This is a genomic window from Bacteroides sp. (assembly GCF_028690125.1).
Lineage (GTDB): Bacteria > Bacteroidota > Bacteroidia > Bacteroidales > Bacteroidaceae > Bacteroides.
The window spans coordinates 20075-40769 of record NZ_JAQVBV010000038.1; the positions used below are offsets into that span (position 1 = coordinate 20075).

Consider the following 20695-nt stretch of genomic DNA (forward strand, 5'->3'; position numbering starts at 1 on the left):
CTCTATCTACAATTCGTGAATACGGTCTAGCAAAAATAATATAGTTTAGGGAATTAATCAACTAATATCCCTGTTTTTATACATAAGCTCCATCCCACCGCATTACAACCACCCACTCTTCGGGCCGGCTGTCCCTATTATTTTTATGTGGAACAATGCCAATCACCAAGTCACTGTGAGTTGCCAGCATAATCTTCAATTGTTTCAACAATACATCCATCAAAATATCCAGATGAATCTGCTCTGTTATATAATTAACCACACGCACATATTGATAAATGAACATATCATGCCCTTTCTTAATAGCACTCACATCACGCTTAGACATATGTAGTTCAGCTTGTAAAAAAGGATAATTATACAACTTATCTACATTCATTAAACTTATCATCATCTTACTCAAAAATTCATACGATTCATGCCGTTCTTTTGCCATGTCTGTCTTTTGTTAATTGTTTATAATTTATTATTACATATTTGGTTATTAAACCGGTTTCTACTTATGGTACTACATTCAAAATCAAATCTTCTACCTTTGCTCCCACTATCCTGATAGTGGGACAGATAATCATAAAATTTCAATTCAAAATGAAACTTTTAGAAGAAATCAAAATTTCAGTTTACGAAAATGTATATTCAAAAAATCCTAAAATAGAAAACTTTCAGGAAATCATTTTCAACTGTATCCACCCAACCTATGCAACTACTATCAACACCATCCGGCGTTATCACCTTGAAGGAGATCATGAAGCGGCACAGCAAATGAAAAGTAAACTTCCCTGCTTCACACCTGCGGGGACGTTTAAAGGAGCACATGCCATCAAAAATTTCCTTGAACCCAGCCATATTGTCGGACTGGATTATGACCATGTGCCCGAACGATTGGAAATAATCAAACATTGTGCAGCAGATTCACATACCTTGGCAGCACTCGAAAGCCCTACAGATGGAGTGAAGATTTTTGCCTATGTAGAGTATAACACCGGACACTACCGTGAAGCACAGCAAATGGTAAGCAATTACTACGACCATCTTCTTGGACTAAAAAGCGATCCCGCCTGCAAAGACGAAAGCCGCCTGTGCTATTTTACCTATTCACCCAATGGTTACATCGCCGGTCTGTATCAGGCATTCGAACTCTGTGAACCCCCTTCCTGTTCTGCCACAAATATAGTAAATTCCAGTATTTCATCCAATAAAGTAACTCCCGATAATATTATAGCCGAAGCCTCCGAAGAAGAAATCAAACAATTCCTATCGTCCTATATTTTCTTAAATCCGCTCGTTAATGGACAACGGCATACCAACCTCTTCAAACTTGCTTGTGAAGCCTGCCGAAGAGGATATCCGCATGAAAGCATATTACGCGAAATCAAACCCTTTATTGAGCAAAGCAATTTCCCTATAAAAGAGTTAGAAAATACGTTATCTTCTGGTTATCAAAAAGTTGGCTCTTTACCACTTAAACAAAATCCAACTGCTGAATCCTCTTTGCAAACTGACAAAGTGACAAAAATGACATATGGTACTTTGGATAAAGCAGCAGAAGCCGATGATGCCTATTGGGAAGGAGAAGAATTTAGAAAAAAAACCCCGCATTTTGAAGAATACGTGTACGAAAATCTTCCCAACCTGTTAAACGAATGTATCCTCGAAGATGTAGAGGACCGTGAGAAAGATATCTCCCTGCTCTCGGACCTAACGGCACTAAGTGCCGCATTGCCCCAGACATTGGGAATCTATAATCATAAGAAATATTCTCCTCACATCTTCTGTTTCGTTATAGCCCCGGCAGGTAGTGGAAAAAGTACCGCGCAAACAGGACGTTATCTGTTGGAAGATATACAACACTGGATTATCTCTACAAGTGATCACCAACAAAAGACCTATCAGCATGAACATACCCAATGGCAAACAGAATGTAATCGCAAAAGAAAGTCACACGAGGAATGTCCTGAAGAACCGGAGAAACCCGCTTACAAAACATTATTTCTTTCAGCCACTACAAGCTATACCCGTATGCAAACCCAAATGCAGGATAACGACGCGCAAGGAAGCATCATTTTCGATACCGAAGCACAAACACTTTCCACAGCCAACAATCTTGACTGCGGAAACTTTGACGATATGCTCCGAAAAGCATTCGAACATGAAAATATTGATTCCTCTTTCAAAGCCAACGGGATCAAGCCTATCTGCATTCGTCATCCAAAGCTTGCCATGTTCCTTACCGGAACTCCGGGACAAGTAAACAACCTACTGGGTAATTATGAGAACGGACTACTGAGCAGAATCCTAAACTATACCTTCCGGGGAATACCCCATTGGAAAGAGATGGGAGACGATAACATCTCATTGGAGGATTCATTCAAACCCTTAGCCGCCAAAGTGTTCCAAATGTATCACTTCTGCCTGAACAATCCTGTACTTTTCCATCTAAGCCGTAAGCAATGGGATCATTTGAACCACACTTTTTCCCAGTTATTATTTTCAGTCAGCCTGGAGAGTAACGACGATTTGCAGGCAGTAGTAAAGAGATATGCTTCCCTTGTCATGCGGATTAGCATGATTCAAACACGCATCAGACAGTTTGAAGAAAACAACTTATCACACGAAATTTACTGTAGAGATGAAGATTTTAAACGTTCCATGAAAATAGTACTATGCTGCTATGAACATAGCAGATTACTATTATCATCCATCGCTTCTCCCACCATGCATCCGTTAAAAGATCCGAACAGTAACCGAAATTTTATTAAAGAATTACCGGAAACATTCAGTACCGAAGAAGCTATCAGGATCGGCGAAAAATATGGGTTTAACAATCGCAAGGTATACAGGATGCTAAAATCACTCAATAAATTGAAAATCAAGAAAGTATCTCATGGTATATATACTAAGATTACAGAATCATAGTACCATATGTCATTTTTGTCACTTTGTCAGTTTAAAAGCCCTGTAAAATCATTGGGAAGTTTGAAAAAAACTTCTCAATGATTGAACTAAAACATTAAGAAGATTCAAGACAAACTTCCCAATGTTTTTATCCTTCTACACTACGTCGGTGTACGTCATTGTACGTCACCCTACTTTCACCGTATCGTATCTTTGCCATGTAATCGGTTACAGAAATATTCTAAATTTAAAAACTTAAAATTCTAATTGTTATGGCTCAGAATTATGTGATTATGGCGAGAAAGAACCTTTTGAAACCAGACGAAGCGCCAAAGTATTATGCAGTGGCGAGAAGCGGAAAGAAAGTATCAGTAAAGGAGGTATGCAAGCGTATAACTGAACGCTCTTCCTACTCCAAAGGGGAACTGGAAGGATGTATAGGAGAATTCCTGCTCGAGATTCTCAATGTCCTGGAAGAGGGGAACATCGTACAGATGGGAGATTTAGGGAATTTCAGAATGAGTCTGAAAACAGGTACGCCCACAGTAACCGAAAAAGAATTCAAGGCATATTGTATAGAGAAAGGTAAAGTGCTGTTTCATCCGGGAAGTGATCTGCAAAAATTGTGCAAGGCAATGGATTTCGCTTTGTACAAGAGTGACAACAAGACGGATTCAAAGGGTGATGAACCATTGCCGGATGAAGGAGGATCCGATCCGGATGAGGGAGAATCTCCAGACCCGACACTATAAGAGAGTCCCATATTCATTTTCTAAAAATTAATTAGTCATTTAAAACGTAGATTCGTATGAAAAAACAATTTTGGAAGAATATTCTTCAGTTTATCGTGACCATTGCAACATCCGTCATTTCGGCTTTAGGAGTAACATCCTGTTCAGCAAGTCTATAAAAAAAGATTTATGGAAACACCCAAAGAAGAGTATCTGCCACGGGAGATCAAGTTGTTGGTGATTCATTGCAGCGCGACACGCTGCAATGTCTCCTTCACTGTAGAACAATTAAGGGAATGTCATCTCCAACGCGGATTCAAGGATATCGGATATCATTTCTATATCACGCGTGACGGAGAGCTGCATCATTGCCGCCCTGTGACAGAACCGGGCGCCCATGTGAGAGGATTCAACCGGCACAGTATTGGAATTTGTTATGAAGGAGGACTCAATGAAGAAGGACGTCCTGCAGATACAAGGACTCAGGCACAGCGCTTTGCCCTGATCGATCTGCTGACGATTCTCAAACACCAGTATCCGGAAGCGCAAATCGCAGGACACTATCAGTTAAGTGCTGATATACATAAGGCTTGTCCGGTATTTGATGCGAGAAAAGAATATGCGGAAATATAATCTTGTAAGCAGACTTAAAATAATTACGGGAGACAGCGAAAATGCTGCCTCCCGTAGTTATTTATGATTATTCCCAACTTATGATCATCTCCATTCATTTCTAAAAATCTCCGGGTTTTCCCAGATAATAAGCTATCAAACGAACTTCCCTCACAGAAAAGGCTTTCGTTTTAGGATGAAAGTCTGTAGACACGATCTCATCCATCAAAGGCCTGCAGCGACGCATCCAGCGACGAAGTTTATCAACCGAAGCACGGACACTTATATCGGGAAAATACATTTGGGCAAGTTCTTGTTTGTTGTAGCATTTCACTACAAAATCTGATTGGTTCATTGTATCTTTATAGTTGAATTATATGCTATAAAGGTACAAAATAAATCACTTATTTACAATACTTTTATGTGACATATTATTACTAAATTTCTGTCGTCTTATCCTACTCCACCAAAGATTAAGTCCAATCCATGCCACAACATCTCCCATCAACATTAATGTATTATCTACGTAAGGCATTAACAAGATATTCACTCCACTAAACAAACATGAGATTAGTAAAATTATAAGCATGGCTTTTCGAGCTGTAAATCCCATTGCCAAGAACTGGTGATGAATATGATTTTTATCTGGTTCGAAAGGACTCTTTCCATTACAGAAGCGAACAATAACAACACGAACCACATCGAAAGCAGGAACGATAAGTGTACTGAAAGCTATCACAAAAGCACCTTGTGTAACAGGTACATACTCTGTATTCTGGCTATATTTAATAGCTAGAAAGCTCAATACATACCCAAGTGTTAAGCTTCCTGTATCTCCCATAAATATCTTTCGAGCATGTTCTGCACTACCAAATACATTATAATAAAAGAAAGGGACTAATACCCCGAAAGTACTAAAAGCAAGCATACTGTAAATCCATAATCCCTCTTCAATAAAAAGGAAGCCAAAAACCAGAAGAGATACACTACTTAATCCGGAAGCAAGACCATCTATCCCGTCAATCAGATTAATTGCATTTGTAATAAATACGATGGTCAATATTGTAAAAGGTACACCAAACCATGCAGACACCATACCTACTCCAAACAACCCATAAAAATCATTTACCCAAAGTCCTGCAACAGGAAATAAACTGGCACAAATAATTTGAATAACAAATTTCTGACGATACCGAACTCCTACTAAATCATCGGCAATACCAGTTAGATATAAAAGAACCAACCCACAAACTAATACTAGGAATTCTGGCAAAACATATAATGCCAGCATATTAGATATTCCATATCCTGTTAATGTACGGATGGCAAGTACTGAACAGCATGAAAGTAGAATTGTCGGAAAAAAAGAGACCCCGCCTAATCTGGGAATAGCACGTTTGTGGACTTTCCTCTCATCTGGAATATCAAACAATTTTTTACGAAATGATATTAACAAGATACGTGGAATGATAAGCCTGGCAACATAAGCAGAAATAGCAAAAGCTATTATTATAAAAACAATATTCATAGTAACTATATTTTTATTCCCCTCAAAAACTTAGTATAATTTGAAAACTCATCGAAGAAACTTCTTATAAAGCAAAGCTCGAATGTAATTAGGCAACACTCTCACCATAAAACGAATCGTGATATTTCTAATAAATATTTGTAATGATATAAAACCAACATGTCGCATCATATTTTGAAACCGTAATTCATCAAATGCATATTTACAACCTCCACGTCGTTTAAACATATCAGAAGAAAAACGAAAATACAGAAGACTCTCCTGAATATTATAAAATTTGGCACCATTCATCAACATTCTTATCCACAAATAATAATCTTCAAAAAGAGGAAAATGTAAATATCCACCTGATTTTATCACAGCATTTTTCTTAAACATTACTACCGGATGATTAATCGGGCACCGACCTTTTGCATACTCAAATATATCTTTATGGAATTCGGGCAATTTCTTCACTGATGATATATTTAATATATCCCCTTCAAATTCTTCTATCCAAGAACTAATTACGTCAATATCAGGATACTTTTCAAAAACAGCTATTTGTTTCTCAAAACGATTAGGCTTGGCAATATCATCTGTATCCATACGAGCTACTAAGTCACATGAACAATGTTTCAAACCTTCATTTAAAGCCTTACCTAATCCTTGGTTTTTCATTAGAGGTATAACCTTAAACACTGGATATTTTATAAGATATTCTGATATTACATTTTCCAATTCATCTGTTAAAGGCCCATCTTTAATCAAAATAACTTCAACAGGTGCTAACGTTTGACAAAATATACTATCCAGACTTCGGCGTAAAAAATCAGGATTCTCTTTGTTATATAAAGAGAATAATACAGAAAAATCAAATGACATTTAAGCAGTACTATTATTTATTATAAGATATCCGTAATATATTGAAATAAATTCCCAATTTGAACAGACACAAAAGATCAACTATTTTTCAATATTTTATTATATACTTTCAGGTATTCATCAGCCATTTGTTCAATTGTAAAATGACCACATCTATCAATACAAAAGCTTTTCACCTCATTATAATACACTTCGCTCTGCATTAATTTAAGTATTTTATCAGCTAAATTTTGGCAATCCTTAGGAGCATATAACAATTCATCCCATCCTACTACAGATTTTAACCCTACTACATTAGAAGCCAATACTGGTAATCCGGCTAACATATATTCGACTATTGACAAACCAAATCCTTCCCAATTACTACACAGTACACCAAGATGTGCTATGCTAAGAATATCAAATACATCATCACGAAATCCCGCAAAAAACACCCTTTTATCAAGTTTTAATATAGAAGCTAAATTTCGATTATATTCAAGTGTTTCACCAGATCCTACAAAAATAACATGAACGTTTTCAGGTAATAAGGGTAAAGTTCTAATTAAAGTTTCTTGATCTTTTTGAGCATCAAAACGAGCGACCATAACTAAAATGAAATCATTCACCGAACAATTAAAATCTGAGATAGAGACAGTCTTTTTACTTCTTACTTGTTGCTCTATTCCATTATTTACTGTTGCTATCTTATCTTTAAATCTCTCTTCACCTAACCACCTTATTAACTCATAAGACGCATCACTACTTATTCCAATTATAGAATAATATCTTCTATAAAACCACTTATCCAAATACCGTGTATACTTGTACTTCCTCCTATTATTCCAAGTATTATGTTCAGTTGTTATTAATTGCTTTTTATGTTTACCTAATGAAATGTTAGCCAATACAGCATAAAGTTGCACTGGGAATAAATGAATATGTATAATATCATAAAATGGCAAATATCTTCTAATTAAAAAAATATTCCTCACATCATAAGGATTACAGAAATTTCCCACCAAAACTTTAACACCTAAATCTTCAAACTTTCTTTTTAAGTTTACATTATTCTGAGAGATAACTAAAATAGAAACTGAATGTCCTCGTTCCAATAAGACTTTCGAGAAAGAATACAACAATGTTTCAACTCCCCCTTCTGACAATCCGTTAGTAATATGTAAAATATTCATTTATAAAAAAAAGAATTTATAAGGATATACACCATTCCATTCAGGACGAAAACAGACAATCGTTAAATAATAAAAGATAGCAAAACAACAAAAAAATAGATTCCAATAAAAGTATTTCCTAATGTGTGTTTGTTTTATTAAGTACAATAAATTAGGAATATAAACAATCGAAAAAACAGTAAAGTATCTAGCTAAACGTCCTAATTGATTAAAATAAAAAGAAGCTACCCATATTAACAACCCCAACATTATTAACCAAAACATTTTTTCTCCATTGGCATAATCCAATTTAGACTCAAAATACTTTTTAGTAGTCTGTTTATTCAAAAGAGTGAATACTATAAAAATTAGTATAACCAATGCATTCAAAATTGAAGCCAATCTTACATTACCATCAGCATATACAGTATTTGCATAGTCTGCATAGATTCCAATTGATCCAAAAGCCAATTGAACAAAATATTCAGCAAAAACATATACAAAAAAAATCAGAACAAAGGAATATAAAATATTTTGCCGGTTAAACTTTATAAAATTTACAATATAGGCTATTGCAAAAAGCAAGGCTGTATAATGAAAAAGTCCGGCAATAATAATTAATAAAAAAAAAGCCTTTTTCCTTCGAGTAATAAGAAAATCATAAGCATACAAAACAAGTACCATTGCAATACTCTGCCTAGTCAGATTTATTGCTAAATCAAAATACTCAAATAAAAAGAAAAAAAGAACGCTGAGCCAGGTAATATAAGAGTATTTAAAAATAAAACGTGCATATCCATATAAAACAAATATAGACACTATCATAAAGAATACCTGAGGCGAATGTGGAAACAAAAATCCAATAAACTTATTCAGTAAAACATAGCCCAATTCGTATCGGGAAGAAAAAAATATTTCAGAATTAGCTATTTCAAGATATAATTCACTATAAGTTTCTGTATCAATACCAACAGATATATCTCTAAAAGCCATTAATATATAAAACAACAAGAAAGATAGAACCAAGAAAAACTTACTTCTACTTATCAAAAAAGGAGTTCTAACCCTGCTGGACTCTACCAATATAGAATTGACAGTCGAGTAAGAAAACAAAGAGAAAATTAATAATAAAAGCAACAACAATATCGCTGTCCACATTTTATCTACCTGAAATTTTTCTTAATATTATCAATACATTTAATGCTATATTGGGTGACAAATGCAACATTCCTATAATTGATCTATTCAATGTTGATTTATCAAAAACAACCAATTTCCGAGACATCTTACTCAAAAAAGATAAAAAATCATCTCGATAGTCTTTATACATATCAGATGCAACTAATCTAATACCTAGAATAACTAATGAGCTATATAATCTATCAAAATAACCATTCGTATCTAAACTGTTAAAATTATCGACAGATTCTATTACAGATTTTAAATCTCTGTATTTTTTTTCACTTACACGCTGTATACTGGAACCACTTCTAATAAAATAATTATAGCAGATCAGAGGAATAAATTTCACTCTCTGAGCTTTTAATAAAATGCGAGGAATAAGCTCTGCATCTTCAAATATAACTCCCTCTCTAAAAAAGAAAGAATTATCGAGTAAAAATTGCCTTCTAAACCAAAAAGCAGGAGAATAACAAGCATATCCAAAATGATTATTCAAAAAAGAAATACCTGATTCTACATCAGTTCCTTTCTGTTGAGATGTGTTATCTGAGCTATTTACATAACAACGTCCATTAGCATCAATTCTTCTCCATTTGAACCATAAACAATCCAAGCTATTATTTGACACCTCCATATATAGTTTTTGAAATATTGAAGGCTCTAACCAATCATCAGGATCGACATACCATACATATTCTCCCTTTGCAAGAGAAAGACCTCGATTACGAGCTACACTCTGCCCACTATTCTTTTGGGAATAAACTTTTATATTACTATATTTTTCAGCAAACTCTTGTGCTATTAACAAACTAGAATCTGTAGAACCATCATCTATTATTATTATTTCATAATCTCCACACACTAAATCTTGTTCCAAACAAGAAAGTAGGCACTTATGTAAATATAGTTCTACATTAAAAACAGGTATAATTATGGACAACTTCATTTTTATACTAAAATATAATCATTATAAATACATCTCTATAAAATAAGAGATATTCCATCATTAATTTTCAGAGAGAAAATAAAAATTAATAAATTAATTTGTAAGAATTGGCAGTACTAATTTAAATATATTCAATGGAAAACTTGAAATAATTATTTTTACTCTAGTCCTACTAGACAACCCTTTTTTTAAAATATAACTAAACCCTATTGTATTTTTAACTAGGACATATTCCTCATTATTGATCCCTAAATCCACCATCTTTCTTTGGAGTGAAAATTTCTCATCAACCATATACTTAATCAGTTGATCACATTTCTGGAATAATACGCATTTTTCAATAAAACCCATTTTCAAAGAATAAATTTCAAAACAACTCCTATAACTTCTATTTGTATTTACAGGATCTGTCATTATTGAGTTTTGTCGAATACGATACCTATATGTATTTGAAAAACAAATCTTCAAATTCTGACAATAATAGAAAAGGAAAAAAGACCATAGACTATCCTCATGAAGGATACCCTCACGAAACCATAATTCATGGCGCAAAAAGAAATCCTTCCGAACTAATTTATTCCAGGCCATTTCATATAAATGACGTGAAATAAATGCATTAAATATATCTACTTGGTTATTATAATTGCTAATTTGAGTATTCAACTTAGGAACATTATCGCTTTCACCTATTAATTCAAAATCTCCCATCACGACATCCGGCGATTCGTTTTGGCAAGTCTTTAATAACGATTCAATAGTCTGTTCTGGTAAAAGATCATCTGAATCCAAGAAATATAAGTAATCTCCTGTAGCCTCCCTTACTCCTGTATTCCTAGCAGCCGATAAACCTTTATTCTCTTGATGATGTACTATTTTAAACTGAATATTGCCACGATAAGAAGATAACACTTGACGAACTATTTTCATACTGTCATCTGGTGTATTATCATCTACTAGAATGCACTCAAATCCATCTTTATAGGTTTGATGAATAACTGAATATAAACATTCTGCTATATAGTCTTCTACTTTATATATAGGGATTATGATTGAAAATTTCAAAATCTAAAAATCGATTATAATAATTAATTAGATATCTCTAAATATCAAATATTAACGAAAGAGGAAACGTACCAATTTATAGTAAAGATTACCAATGGATGTCGTACATAAATTGCTTCCAAATTCAGATATAAGAAATTGTGGTAAATTTCTTTTTTCTGAATATCCCCATTTTTTTATTATATCATTAAACTCCATCTTTTTAAAATCAGTCCAAAAGTCCTCCCTTGTATGAGGTTCTTTCCACGGAGAAGATAGACTTTTTTGACTAACTGAAATAGACTCAATGCTTCTTTCAAAATAAATTGTATCATTTTTTATTTCATCAAATATTTTCTTCCCTTTTGATGAATTTACTAACAACATCGAAATTCCCTCATCTGTATCTTTATCTTGTTTACAAGATGCCTTATATCCCCAAAAATCACCAATTGTGACATCGCCCATACGATCCATATTTGTATAATGACAATGATAACAAGACTTACGCAATATATTATCTCTTAAAAATAACCTCATATAAGGGTCCTTAAACCAACTCCCAATATAAACTTCACCAGATTGAAATGTTGCTTTAGTATTAAACCAACACCAACTTTTTCTTTTATCGCGAAAAGAATAATTAATAAGAGAAGAATTATATTTTATTTCTAACCATTCTTTATATTTTAGAAATACAGAAGGAGAAGGAACTCCATGACAAACAAAATCACATGTTATAAGATTTTCATAATCTTTATTTAGGTATCCATAAAGCCCTGCAATCTGACAAGGAGTCCCACTAAAAAGAACAAATTGTCCTTTCTTTAATAATATTTTCACCTTCTGGTAAGAATCTCCCACATCACTTTGTAAATACTTAGATCCTCTCAACTTTATCAAATCCTCACTTCTATCTACCAAGATATGCGAAACTTTAAAATTTTGGTCAAAGGCAACACCAAATACAACTCCTCCTTTTCTCAAGATATATAAAGCTAGTTCTGAGAAAATACCTCCTGAGGAGCTTACTTTTCTAGTTACATTGTTACGACTCCATATAGCATATCCAAACTGTTCTGTTTTTGTCTTCTCTACTTTTTTTAGTATTGGACAACTTCTCTCACATAGTCCACAATCAACACATGCATCTGCAATCAATAAAGGTTCATAAAATCCTTCTGCATTTACAGAAATTTTTAAAGCATTCTTAGGACATGAATTAACACATGCCAAACATCCAGTACATTCTACTAAGCTACATAGTTCCATTTTAAAGTTTAGATTTTAATACTGAATAATATTTTTGTTCGAAATACGCAGGAAGTAAATAAGTGCGATTTTTATTGGATAGAACATCCTGCGCCAACTGGTAAACTTCATCTAAATTAGAGGCAAATTTTACATAATCATTAAAACTTTCCGGAAACCATCTAACTCCCGAACTCAATTTATGATCAGTAGATGAAATCACAATAACGGGTGTACCTGCTATTAATGAAAATATTGTACCATGATAACGGTCAGTAACAACTAATTCATATTTTGAAAATTGTTCAAACATCTCTAACAGAATACTTTCTCTTTTTTTCTTTATCACTGAATAAGAAGTTGGTATAGTTGTATCAGTTATATCAGTATTCATACTTCCAAATCTATTACGTAAAAATTGTATTTCTTCTGAAGTATATAAAGCTTCTATATCATTCCTCATACAAAAAAGTACTCCTTTACGAAGATTATTATATTTCATAGTACCAATCAATGAAGTTACGATATCAGGATATAACAATAGACTACAATTAACAAATATTTCTTGGGCATATTGAAATGAAAACTCATCTCTACAACATAATGTTATTTTTCCATGCTTATTAAACATATCTGAAACATTTTTCTCTTCTTCTGGGTCATTTACAAAATTTATAGTTTGTGGGAAAATAAAAATCTTAAAATCAGGGAACAGACGTGCTATCTTACAATAAACGTCTTTTTCTTTATATAAATTTGTTATATGATATCCACTGTGACACATTAATAAATCATCTGACTTTATATGCTTCCTTATACAGTTTATTACTTTGTCTGTTGAAGTCATTAGTGTTAAAATGATCAAATGATATTCTGTATAATTTTTTTCTAACCACTTTTGAATACAATATGTTTGAGCTTGATCCCCCATATTACTATGCCATGGAGAGCCAAACAGAAAAATAGTTTTATCTTGATGAGAACTAATCAAACTTATTAAACTTTGTTCAGCACACTTATTTTTAAGAATCCAACAAAAATGTTTTATCCAAGAAAGCAATTTTTTCATTTTATCTTACTATATATATATTTTTTCAAAAAAAATTTTTCATTAGCATTCATTCCTATTAGATAAGAAAATAATATAATTGAAATAAATGCAGTTATTGAGGTAATTACTAAGCCAGTAACACCATTTATATATTGACTTATAATCAAAGGAAACGGAGCAGCCAACAATGTCACTAACATTACCCTCAGCATGACTTGTTTGCAAAACTCCACAGACGGAAAATTCAACATATCTACAAACAAGACAAGCCGTATTATCAATAATACACCACAAATTACACATCGAATGATTAATGCAGTATTAGGATTATAACCTAAATAAAACATCATATATGATAAAACTAAATTCAATAATATAACCGAGCCGACAATCAACTGATATTTTTTTATCCGACCATTTGCTTGAATAAGTATCCAAAGAGGTCCTGATAAAGCATCTATCAACAATGATATAACTGCAAGCCGACAAAATGAAACTGTATATGGAGGAACATTCTCTAACCAAATATGTAATATCATATCAGTTTCAATTAAAAAGGGAAAAGAAATTAAAAGTAATAGAAGATAAGAGGATTTAGCTGAGCGAAAAACTAATGTTTCCCAATACTCCCTATCACCTTTTGCATAAGACTTTGTTATCTGAGGATTAAAAGCAACCTGAATATTTAATACTAATTGGTTAATAGCATTACTTATTTGATTTGTAATCCCCATCGCAGCATTTACTACTACTCCAAAAAATATGTTTAAAAGTAAATTTACACCTTGGTTTGCTGCCATAACTGAAAGACTTCCAAACATACTCCAGCCTGAAAAACTAACCAATTTCAAAAACATATTTTTATTCCAGTAAAACGTAAAGCGACATTCTTTAAATCTATAAGTACAATACGTTACATAAATACATAAAATAACGAACGAAACAAGAGAAACCAAAATTGCATAAACAGTTAATTTATCATACTCAATCAATATTAATAAATACACTATAAAAAGTTTCAACAATACCTCAATTATAGAAGTATATGCATAAAAAGACATTTTCTCATAAGCAATGATAGCTGCATTATAAGGAGTATACATCATATTAAAGAAGAAAGCAATAATGGAAAATTGATAGACCCAATTAGCTTCAACAATTTTATCACCATCAATATTTAATTTTGTATTAAGAAACCATAGCCCTGCAGTTTCTCCTATACCAATTATTATTATTGACAGACCTAAATAAACCAATATACTAATACTAAAAACTTGCCTAAATCTTTGTCGATCATTTCTTCCCAATTCATAAGTCAAGAAACGCTGAGTAGCCTGCGTCAGAGCACTATTTAAAAATGAAAAAAGTACAATAACACCTCCAACAATATTATAAATACCATAATCCTCAATTCCCAATACCCGTAAGATCACTCGGCTCGTATAAAGACCGACTCCTAAAGTCAGTACCATACGAATATAAAGCATTAATGTATTCCTTGCTATTCTTTTATTATTTTGAGAGTTATTACCCATAGATAAATTTACAGCCATATTTTAAAATATATCTTATTGATCATCAAATTTCAAATCAAAATAGCAAGTTGTCGGTAATATATAAGTTTACAATTGTGCTCTAAAATTTGTCCACATTCCTTTACCTAAAAGCATCCAACCAATAGTACACATAACAGCCATAAAACCAAATAGAATAATATACACTTTTGAACTTATACCAGAAGCCTTTAAAGGTATAACAGCAGGTTCTACAACAGCAAACACTGGCTTCTCTTCCTGAACTTTAGCTCTGGCAACTTGTAATTGGTTAGCAACTTGACTATATACTTGATAAGCCAAACTCATATCATTTTGTAGACGCTCCTGTTCAGCACGTACACTTTGAAGTATTAAATTATCATGTGTATCCACATATTCAGCATATTTTTTCTGAATTTCATAGTACTCCTGTTTTCTTTCCTCAAATAGCTTTTCAAGATAAGCACAATCTTCTTTTGCTTTGGAAGTACGATAGTTAATTATATATTCTTGTAAACGATGAACTACAGAATCAGCTACAACTGCAGCTACTCTAGGATCTTGCAGAATAACAGTCACATTGGTAATTGCCGTCTTCTTATCAATGGAAGCTGTAATATTTTTCTTCAAAAAAGCTACTTTCTCTTTTTCTTTCTTTGTCAAGTTAATCACTCCACTATGTTGCCAATTAGCCGCATTAGTAAGTTCTTTGTCTGCAAATAATAATTTCACCCCATTAATTGCCATACCAGGCAATCCTATAAGATAACTCCACCAAGGAGAGGATTCATCTTCCAGATAAGTAGATAAAGTTTTTTGATTGTCTTCATCTACTACAACTTGCATATTTAGCAATTCCAGCAAAAAAGGAGTAGAAGAAACAATATCAGATGATAAAGAAGCATTCAAAGCATCTGTCCCCTCTCCTATTGCAGTACTTCCTCCAAGAAAAGAGGCTGCAAGACCAGCTATTCCATTCCCAGCTTTATTCGTACCCATTTCTGGAGATAAAGTAACATTCACTGTATATTGCTTAGGGATACTCAAACTCACAATCACACCAATTATTATACCTACAATAGTTGCCTTATAAAGCATCCTGCGCATAGCTATGATTCTACGGAGGATATCTAATAAATCAATTTCCATCTCTTCTGCTTTCTTTTCTAATGCTTTTTCAGACATAAGAATATTATTTCTTTATTAAATTAGCAATAGAAGCAATCATCATACCCATTGTACTGAAAGAGGTAGCATATCCTAAAATCTCTCCTATATTGGTTCGCTTCTTCGATTTACTTGGAACTATAATCTCACACCCTGGTTCAATCTGTTTCTTACCATTACCTTTTACCCTGGTTACCTGACCGTTCATATACACAATGAACTTCTTACTCTTCTTCGCATTGTCTGAATAGCCACCAGACTGATTCAAATAGTAATTAATATCTTTACCTTCCAGATAAGACACAGTATTCGGCATCATCACGGCACCATCGATGGTTACTGTATTCGTATTTTTTGGTATAGAAATAACATCGCCTTCGCGCAAAACAATATCGGCAGAACTTTTGGGGTTAGCCAACGCCTTTTCCAAATCGATACCTACAGTAAAAGTATTCTCTACTTCAATTCCTAAAGAATCAATCATTGCCTCTCCCAACTGACGACGCATCAAACGAATGACATCATTCATACGTTTTTTCTCACTCGCATTGGCTACACGAGTCAATTTTGCACCACGTAAATAAGCGTAATTAGTGGTGCCACCAGCTTTGCTAATTAAATCAGATAAACGCTCTTCGCGGCTAGTCAAAGCATAATTACCTCCAAATAAGATTTGTCCCTCTATTGCTACATTCTGTTGAGGTTGGTAACCCGGACTACGACGCACATAAACTTCATCATAAGGTTGAAGTACAAATCCGGGCTGTCCATCCACCACAAACCCATCTTTTAAAGAGAAAGTATACATTTGACCAATAGTATCATTATTTAATATACTACGGGGGTTCTTAATTCGTCTTGTTACATCCACACGAACGGTAGAAGCAGCTTCGCGCAAACCTCCCGCCTGAATAATCAAATCTTCCAATGTCATATTATCAGCGTAGGGATAAGAATCCGGTTTAGCAACTTCACCATGAACCGTTATATTACCGCGATCTTCTAAATCATGAATACTGGGAATATAAAGAATATCATTCTTCATCAAGGCGATATTGGGAACTGTACCATTCATAATAGATTTTATATCTATAGGTATTACTTCTGTAGTAAGGTCTTCACGCTGACGATATAAAACAGAACGGTTTAGAAAAGCATCACCGGTCAAGCCTTGGGCTTCATTTACTAACTCACGGATAGTATTGAGCTTGCCGCTTAATTGATAGATACCGGGACGGTAGACAGCACCACGAATTTCCAGTTTATTGGTGAAACGGTTGAGGATGGCTTCTGCAGTAACAACATCACCGTTACGCATCGGGTAAATACTATAATCTATATCTTTCACCGTATTCACTTCATACTCCTGTCCATTCTGACGAACAACTCGCAAGGATCGAGTGTAAGCATCAGCATCAAAATTACCGGCATATTTGATTAAAGTGGAAAGTGTTTCATCTTTCTTCATTTCAAAACGCATAGGACGTTTTACTTTACCACTGATCTTAACTAAGACTTCATAAGCCGGAACAATAACAACATCACTTTCTTGCAGACGAATGTCGTCTTGTGTATTTCCCTTCATGATGAATTCGTAAACATCAATGGTAGCAATTTTCTTACCATTTCTTACCAGTTGGACGTTACGCAGACTTCCAATATTACTTACTCCACCTGCGCGATACAGTGCATGAAAGACGGTGGAGAAGGAAGAGAGCGCATAAGTACCGGGCTGAACAACTTCACCCATGATATTAATCTGGATAGTCCGAATATTACCTAATGTCAAACGGATATCGGAACTCGGATCGACGCTGTTATTCAAACCATTATATATCTTATTCAGGGATTTCTTTAGATAATCGTTCGCTTCGGAAACTGTTAATCCACTCAGAGAAACAGGACCGATTTTTTGAATATTAATAGTACCTTCAGGGGATATAGCTTGCCGGATAGTATTTTGACTCGCTCCCCAGATATCAATGATTACTTCGTCACCGGGACCCAAACGATAATTGGAAGGAGTAGCCAGATTGACACTAGGCTCAAAAGTCAGGTTTCGGGTATTGAAGATATTACGACCAAACACTTGATCTTCACGAGCCAAATCTTGAGTGGTAGGCTGATCTTCCAACATATCCGAAGTGTTTTCCTTCATTTCTTCACGAAGACGGGATTCATTGACATCTGTCCCGGTGGATCTGAAAGTATTTACATTATTCTGCTTCTCATACAATTCTTTAACGCGAATTGCCTGTTCTTTGGTTATACCTTTGCGTGCCAGTTCAGAAGCTATCTGTTTTTGCTCCTTTCCTTGTTTGATGCCCTCTTTTACATATTCAAGTACTTGCTGATCGCTCATGTTTTGAGCCATTAATACAGAGGTACTTCCTAACATCAAAATGAAGAGAAATACACTAAATAGTTTTTGTATTTTCATTTACTAATTAATAAATATCAATTGATTTCAAATGAGTGTTTCAATTCATTACAAAAGATAAGTAATTGTTCTTTTAAAAAAGAAGGGGGGAGTTTTGGAAGAATTTTCCAGGAACGAATCAAAATAGCTTGTTTTTTCAATTCATCTTCAGAGTTGGCATACAACGATACACTATATCCCATTAAAAGAGCCAAACATAAAGCAGCCTCCTGCTCTACTGTTTTACCTCGTTGAGGATACAATTCATTAATCTGATTGTGAATTTCTTTATTAAGTAAAGAAAGATCATCGGCATACACATACCCATTTTTACTGCCAATGTGAAGGAAGCTATCTGCTAAATTATGCAGATTATCAATTTTGTCTTGCAATAATATATTCCCCATTTCCCAATTAATGATTCTATATTTACCCTTTATCAGAGTTCTTTGTTAAGAGACTCTATGCAGCCGACAGGCATATCGACAAAAGCACATCCTAACATGGTTAAACGAACAGCAACTTTCGATTTTCCATTAACCGTAACCAACTCTCCTTCCAATCCTGTTAAAGGACCCTTTATAACTCGGATCTTTTCTCCCGGAGACAAAGGAGATGAACTCATGCTGATAGTTTCTTCTGAATAATCGAGCATAAACTTGAAACGTAACATCTGCTCATCGGGAATCACTGCCGGAGTACTCTCACCACGTAGTACCATATATCGAGTGATTGCAGATAATGTTAAGACTTCTTTTTGTTCCTGAAGATCGACATGAACAAAAAGCATCATTGGAAGTAATACGCGGTCAATTACTTTACGACGGTCACTCCACTGATGAAGTTCTTGTTGAACAGGTAGAAAGTTCTCGATACCCATTTTAGTAAGGCGCTCACTTGTTTTTTTCTCATGATAAATATGGACAATGGCTACCAACCAACGTTTTGAGTGTGCTACGCTTCTGCCAGTCACATTTGCCGGCAGAATTTGGGAATCGTCATTTTTGTTAAGAATCATCTATTTTTACCCCTTGTTCATCTGTTACTTCTTAGGTAACGGACAGAAAAGTTATATCAAATGTTAAGAAGAGTCTCGTTTGATGTAAAGGGTACTCACTGACATATAGAGAATAGAGTATCTTAGGACACGAAACGAGTATTTTCGTGTCCTAAGATATATCTACTATATATTTCTAATCAGTAAAGAAAAAAAAGATTTTTTTACTTGTATGCTATTGACATTTTTGCCTATCTTTGCAGCAAATTAGAATCCGTTACCTAAGAAGTAATGGAAGCGAAACATAACTATAAATCAACTATTTACCATCTCTAAATATCTTTTTCTACAGTTTTTAATGTAAAAACAATTCTGTCTATTAACCTTTGTTCTCTCCTCCAATTCGAAACCTTTCAAATAAATTTGTGTAGTTTTAATCGATTTATGCCCCAAGGATTCGCTAATCATCTCAATCGGAGTTCCCCGATACTTGGCAGTGGTAGCCCATGAGTGCCGAAATGTATATGAAGTAACTGAAGAATGGATACATAACCGTCTGGCTAAACTCTTCAGTTGATTATTAAAACGACGCAATGCTGATTGGTACTCTATATAAGCATCTTCTTCATGCTTTTTATAATTACCACTCAATACATGAAAGAGATAATCAGGATAATCTGAACGACGAGACAAGTGTTTATTGCGAAGCTTTGCAATATCTTCTATAGAGGTATCCAAAATCTCAACACTCATAGGTGTCCCCGTTTTGGTACGATGATATTTCAGAATGCCATGTTTCAAATTTGATATTTCCAAATGAGCAAAATCAGCAAAAGGCATTCCACAAAACTGAAATAATAAATTAGCAATGGCTTGTGTACGACGAAGAGATTCTGACTGAGGATCTTTATATAATAAGGTATGAAGTTCATGTATGGGAAGCGCTTTCTTTTGTCTGGTGTCTACTCCGGTGAAAACATCGCGAAAAAGACGATGTATATAAGGTGCTTGTCCTAAATCGACTCCTTGATTATAAATACAACGCAACATACGCATATAAGTAGAAATGGTATTAAGCTTCAAACGGCGGGCAAGAAGATAATTACCATAACGCTTCAAGCTCTCACGGTTTACTTGGTGGAAAGCAATGGAAGGCGTTCCACTGAATTGAGTAAAAGAACGCAAAGCGTTTTTGTATACATGTGCTGTAGAGTAACGTCCCTCTTTTCTCAAAGATTCGATATAACTATTCGCACAAATTGTAAATCTGTTCTTTTCCATCATTTATTTTTGAATTAGTTCATATTAGCATGGGGTAGATGAAA

The 20695-nt window shown here is 34.1% G+C and carries 20 protein-coding genes; 4 read left to right on the plus strand and 16 right to left on the minus strand.

The genetic code is table 11. The features are described from left to right. Positions 1–76: 76 nt before the first annotated feature. Positions 77–436 (minus strand): hypothetical protein, encoded by a 360-nt coding sequence (locus tag PHO71_RS19885; RefSeq protein ID WP_300206691.1) that lies wholly within the window; start codon positions 434–436, stop codon positions 77–79. Positions 437–588: 152 nt separating this feature from the next. Here PHO71_RS19885 and PHO71_RS19890 point away from each other — a divergent pair, with 152 nt between their 5' ends. From PHO71_RS19890 to PHO71_RS19905, 4 genes are all read left to right on the plus strand, one after another. After that, positions 589–2916, plus strand: a complete 2328-nt coding sequence (locus PHO71_RS19890; protein ID WP_300206694.1) for a DUF3987 domain-containing protein — start codon at positions 589–591, stop codon at positions 2914–2916. 251 nt (positions 2917–3167) lie between these two features. Further along, positions 3168–3647, plus strand: coding sequence for an HU family DNA-binding protein (locus PHO71_RS19895; RefSeq protein WP_300206696.1), 480 nt, complete (start codon positions 3168–3170; stop codon positions 3645–3647). A gap of 56 nt (positions 3648–3703) precedes the next feature. Then, entirely contained in the window at positions 3704–3805 is a 102-nt protein-coding gene (locus tag PHO71_RS19900; protein ID WP_300206698.1) for a smalltalk protein, read from the plus strand. Positions 3806–3815: 10 nt separating this feature from the next. After that, positions 3816–4259, plus strand: a complete 444-nt coding sequence (locus PHO71_RS19905; protein ID WP_300206701.1) for an N-acetylmuramoyl-L-alanine amidase — start codon at positions 3816–3818, stop codon at positions 4257–4259. A 100-nt stretch (positions 4260–4359) separates the two neighbouring features. Here the strand turns inward: PHO71_RS19905 and PHO71_RS19910 are convergent, their stop codons facing one another. The 15 genes from PHO71_RS19910 to PHO71_RS19980 all read right to left on the minus strand — a co-directional run bounded on the left by PHO71_RS19910 (position 4360) and on the right by PHO71_RS19980 (position 20651). Further along, a complete protein-coding gene (locus tag PHO71_RS19910; protein ID WP_300206703.1) occupies positions 4360–4593 on the minus strand; it encodes a DUF4248 domain-containing protein in 234 nt (77 codons plus the stop codon). Between the two features lie 45 nt (positions 4594–4638). Further along, positions 4639–5766 (minus strand): MraY family glycosyltransferase, encoded by a 1128-nt coding sequence (locus PHO71_RS19915; RefSeq protein ID WP_300206705.1) that lies wholly within the window; start codon positions 5764–5766, stop codon positions 4639–4641. A gap of 48 nt (positions 5767–5814) precedes the next feature. Then, complete coding sequence (locus tag PHO71_RS19920) at positions 5815–6630, minus strand: glycosyltransferase (protein ID WP_300206707.1); 816 nt, start codon at positions 6628–6630, stop codon at positions 5815–5817. A 77-nt stretch (positions 6631–6707) separates the two neighbouring features. Then, positions 6708–7802, minus strand: coding sequence for a glycosyltransferase family 4 protein (locus PHO71_RS19925; protein ID WP_300206709.1), 1095 nt, complete (start codon positions 7800–7802; stop codon positions 6708–6710). Then, entirely contained in the window at positions 7803–8939 is a 1137-nt protein-coding gene (locus tag PHO71_RS19930) for an EpsG family protein (protein WP_300206711.1), read from the minus strand. Position 8940: 1 nt separating this feature from the next. Then, positions 8941–9909, minus strand: coding sequence for a glycosyltransferase (locus tag PHO71_RS19935; protein ID WP_300206714.1), 969 nt, complete (start codon positions 9907–9909; stop codon positions 8941–8943). Between the two features lie 93 nt (positions 9910–10002). Next, a complete protein-coding gene (locus tag PHO71_RS19940) occupies positions 10003–10971 on the minus strand; it encodes a glycosyltransferase family 2 protein (RefSeq protein WP_300206716.1) in 969 nt (322 codons plus the stop codon). A gap of 51 nt (positions 10972–11022) precedes the next feature. Then, positions 11023–12222, minus strand: coding sequence for a Coenzyme F420 hydrogenase/dehydrogenase, beta subunit C-terminal domain (locus tag PHO71_RS19945; protein ID WP_300206719.1), 1200 nt, complete (start codon positions 12220–12222; stop codon positions 11023–11025). 1 nt (position 12223) lies between these two features. After that, a complete protein-coding gene (locus PHO71_RS19950; protein WP_300206721.1) occupies positions 12224–13270 on the minus strand; it encodes a polysaccharide pyruvyl transferase family protein in 1047 nt (348 codons plus the stop codon). After that, the gene (locus PHO71_RS19955; protein ID WP_300206723.1) at positions 13267–14805 is read right to left on the minus strand and encodes an oligosaccharide flippase family protein; all 1539 of its coding nucleotides are present in this window, start codon (positions 14803–14805) and stop codon (positions 13267–13269) included. The genes PHO71_RS19950 and PHO71_RS19955 overlap by 4 nt, the downstream gene beginning before the upstream one ends. 69 nt (positions 14806–14874) lie before the next feature. Next, complete coding sequence (locus PHO71_RS19960; protein ID WP_300206725.1) at positions 14875–15972, minus strand: Wzz/FepE/Etk N-terminal domain-containing protein; 1098 nt, start codon at positions 15970–15972, stop codon at positions 14875–14877. A gap of 7 nt (positions 15973–15979) precedes the next feature. Further along, a complete protein-coding gene (locus tag PHO71_RS19965) occupies positions 15980–18394 on the minus strand; it encodes an SLBB domain-containing protein (protein WP_300206727.1) in 2415 nt (804 codons plus the stop codon). 17 nt (positions 18395–18411) lie between these two features. Beyond that, on the minus strand, positions 18412–18780 hold the full coding sequence (locus PHO71_RS19970) for a UpxZ family transcription anti-terminator antagonist (RefSeq protein ID WP_300206729.1): 369 nt from the start codon (positions 18778–18780) through the stop codon (positions 18412–18414). 32 nt (positions 18781–18812) lie between these two features. After that, positions 18813–19391, minus strand: a complete 579-nt coding sequence (locus tag PHO71_RS19975) for a UpxY family transcription antiterminator (RefSeq protein ID WP_300206731.1) — start codon at positions 19389–19391, stop codon at positions 18813–18815. A gap of 294 nt (positions 19392–19685) precedes the next feature. After that, positions 19686–20651 (minus strand): site-specific integrase, encoded by a 966-nt coding sequence (locus PHO71_RS19980; RefSeq protein WP_300206745.1) that lies wholly within the window; start codon positions 20649–20651, stop codon positions 19686–19688. Positions 20652–20695: the final 44 nt, after the last annotated feature.

Excerpts from the sequence above, each read along its gene's own strand:
- PHO71_RS19885 (WP_300206691.1), bottom strand. The coding sequence starts at position 436 with ATGGCAAAAGAACGGCATGAATCGTATGAATTTTTGAGTAAGATGATG.
- PHO71_RS19890 (WP_300206694.1), top strand. The coding sequence starts at position 589 with ATGAAACTTTTAGAAGAAATCAAAATTTCAGTTTACGAAAATGTATAT.
- PHO71_RS19895 (WP_300206696.1), top strand. The coding sequence starts at position 3,168 with ATGGCTCAGAATTATGTGATTATGGCGAGAAAGAACCTTTTGAAACCA.
- PHO71_RS19900 (WP_300206698.1), top strand. The coding sequence starts at position 3,704 with ATGAAAAAACAATTTTGGAAGAATATTCTTCAGTTTATCGTGACCATT.
- PHO71_RS19905 (WP_300206701.1), top strand. The coding sequence starts at position 3,816 with ATGGAAACACCCAAAGAAGAGTATCTGCCACGGGAGATCAAGTTGTTG.
- PHO71_RS19910 (WP_300206703.1), bottom strand. The coding sequence starts at position 4,593 with ATGAACCAATCAGATTTTGTAGTGAAATGCTACAACAAACAAGAACTT.
- PHO71_RS19915 (WP_300206705.1), bottom strand. The coding sequence starts at position 5,766 with ATGAATATTGTTTTTATAATAATAGCTTTTGCTATTTCTGCTTATGTT.
- PHO71_RS19920 (WP_300206707.1), bottom strand. The coding sequence starts at position 6,630 with ATGTCATTTGATTTTTCTGTATTATTCTCTTTATATAACAAAGAGAAT.
- PHO71_RS19925 (WP_300206709.1), bottom strand. The coding sequence starts at position 7,802 with ATGAATATTTTACATATTACTAACGGATTGTCAGAAGGGGGAGTTGAA.
- PHO71_RS19930 (WP_300206711.1), bottom strand. The coding sequence starts at position 8,939 with ATGTGGACAGCGATATTGTTGTTGCTTTTATTATTAATTTTCTCTTTG.
- PHO71_RS19935 (WP_300206714.1), bottom strand. The coding sequence starts at position 9,909 with ATGAAGTTGTCCATAATTATACCTGTTTTTAATGTAGAACTATATTTA.
- PHO71_RS19945 (WP_300206719.1), bottom strand. The coding sequence starts at position 12,222 with ATGGAACTATGTAGCTTAGTAGAATGTACTGGATGTTTGGCATGTGTT.
- PHO71_RS19950 (WP_300206721.1), bottom strand. The coding sequence starts at position 13,270 with ATGAAAAAATTGCTTTCTTGGATAAAACATTTTTGTTGGATTCTTAAA.
- PHO71_RS19955 (WP_300206723.1), bottom strand. The coding sequence starts at position 14,805 with ATGGCTGTAAATTTATCTATGGGTAATAACTCTCAAAATAATAAAAGA.
- PHO71_RS19960 (WP_300206725.1), bottom strand. The coding sequence starts at position 15,972 with ATGTCTGAAAAAGCATTAGAAAAGAAAGCAGAAGAGATGGAAATTGAT.
- PHO71_RS19965 (WP_300206727.1), bottom strand. The coding sequence starts at position 18,394 with ATGAAAATACAAAAACTATTTAGTGTATTTCTCTTCATTTTGATGTTA.
- PHO71_RS19970 (WP_300206729.1), bottom strand. The coding sequence starts at position 18,780 with ATGGGGAATATATTATTGCAAGACAAAATTGATAATCTGCATAATTTA.
- PHO71_RS19975 (WP_300206731.1), bottom strand. The coding sequence starts at position 19,391 with ATGATTCTTAACAAAAATGACGATTCCCAAATTCTGCCGGCAAATGTG.
- PHO71_RS19980 (WP_300206745.1), bottom strand. The coding sequence starts at position 20,651 with ATGGAAAAGAACAGATTTACAATTTGTGCGAATAGTTATATCGAATCT.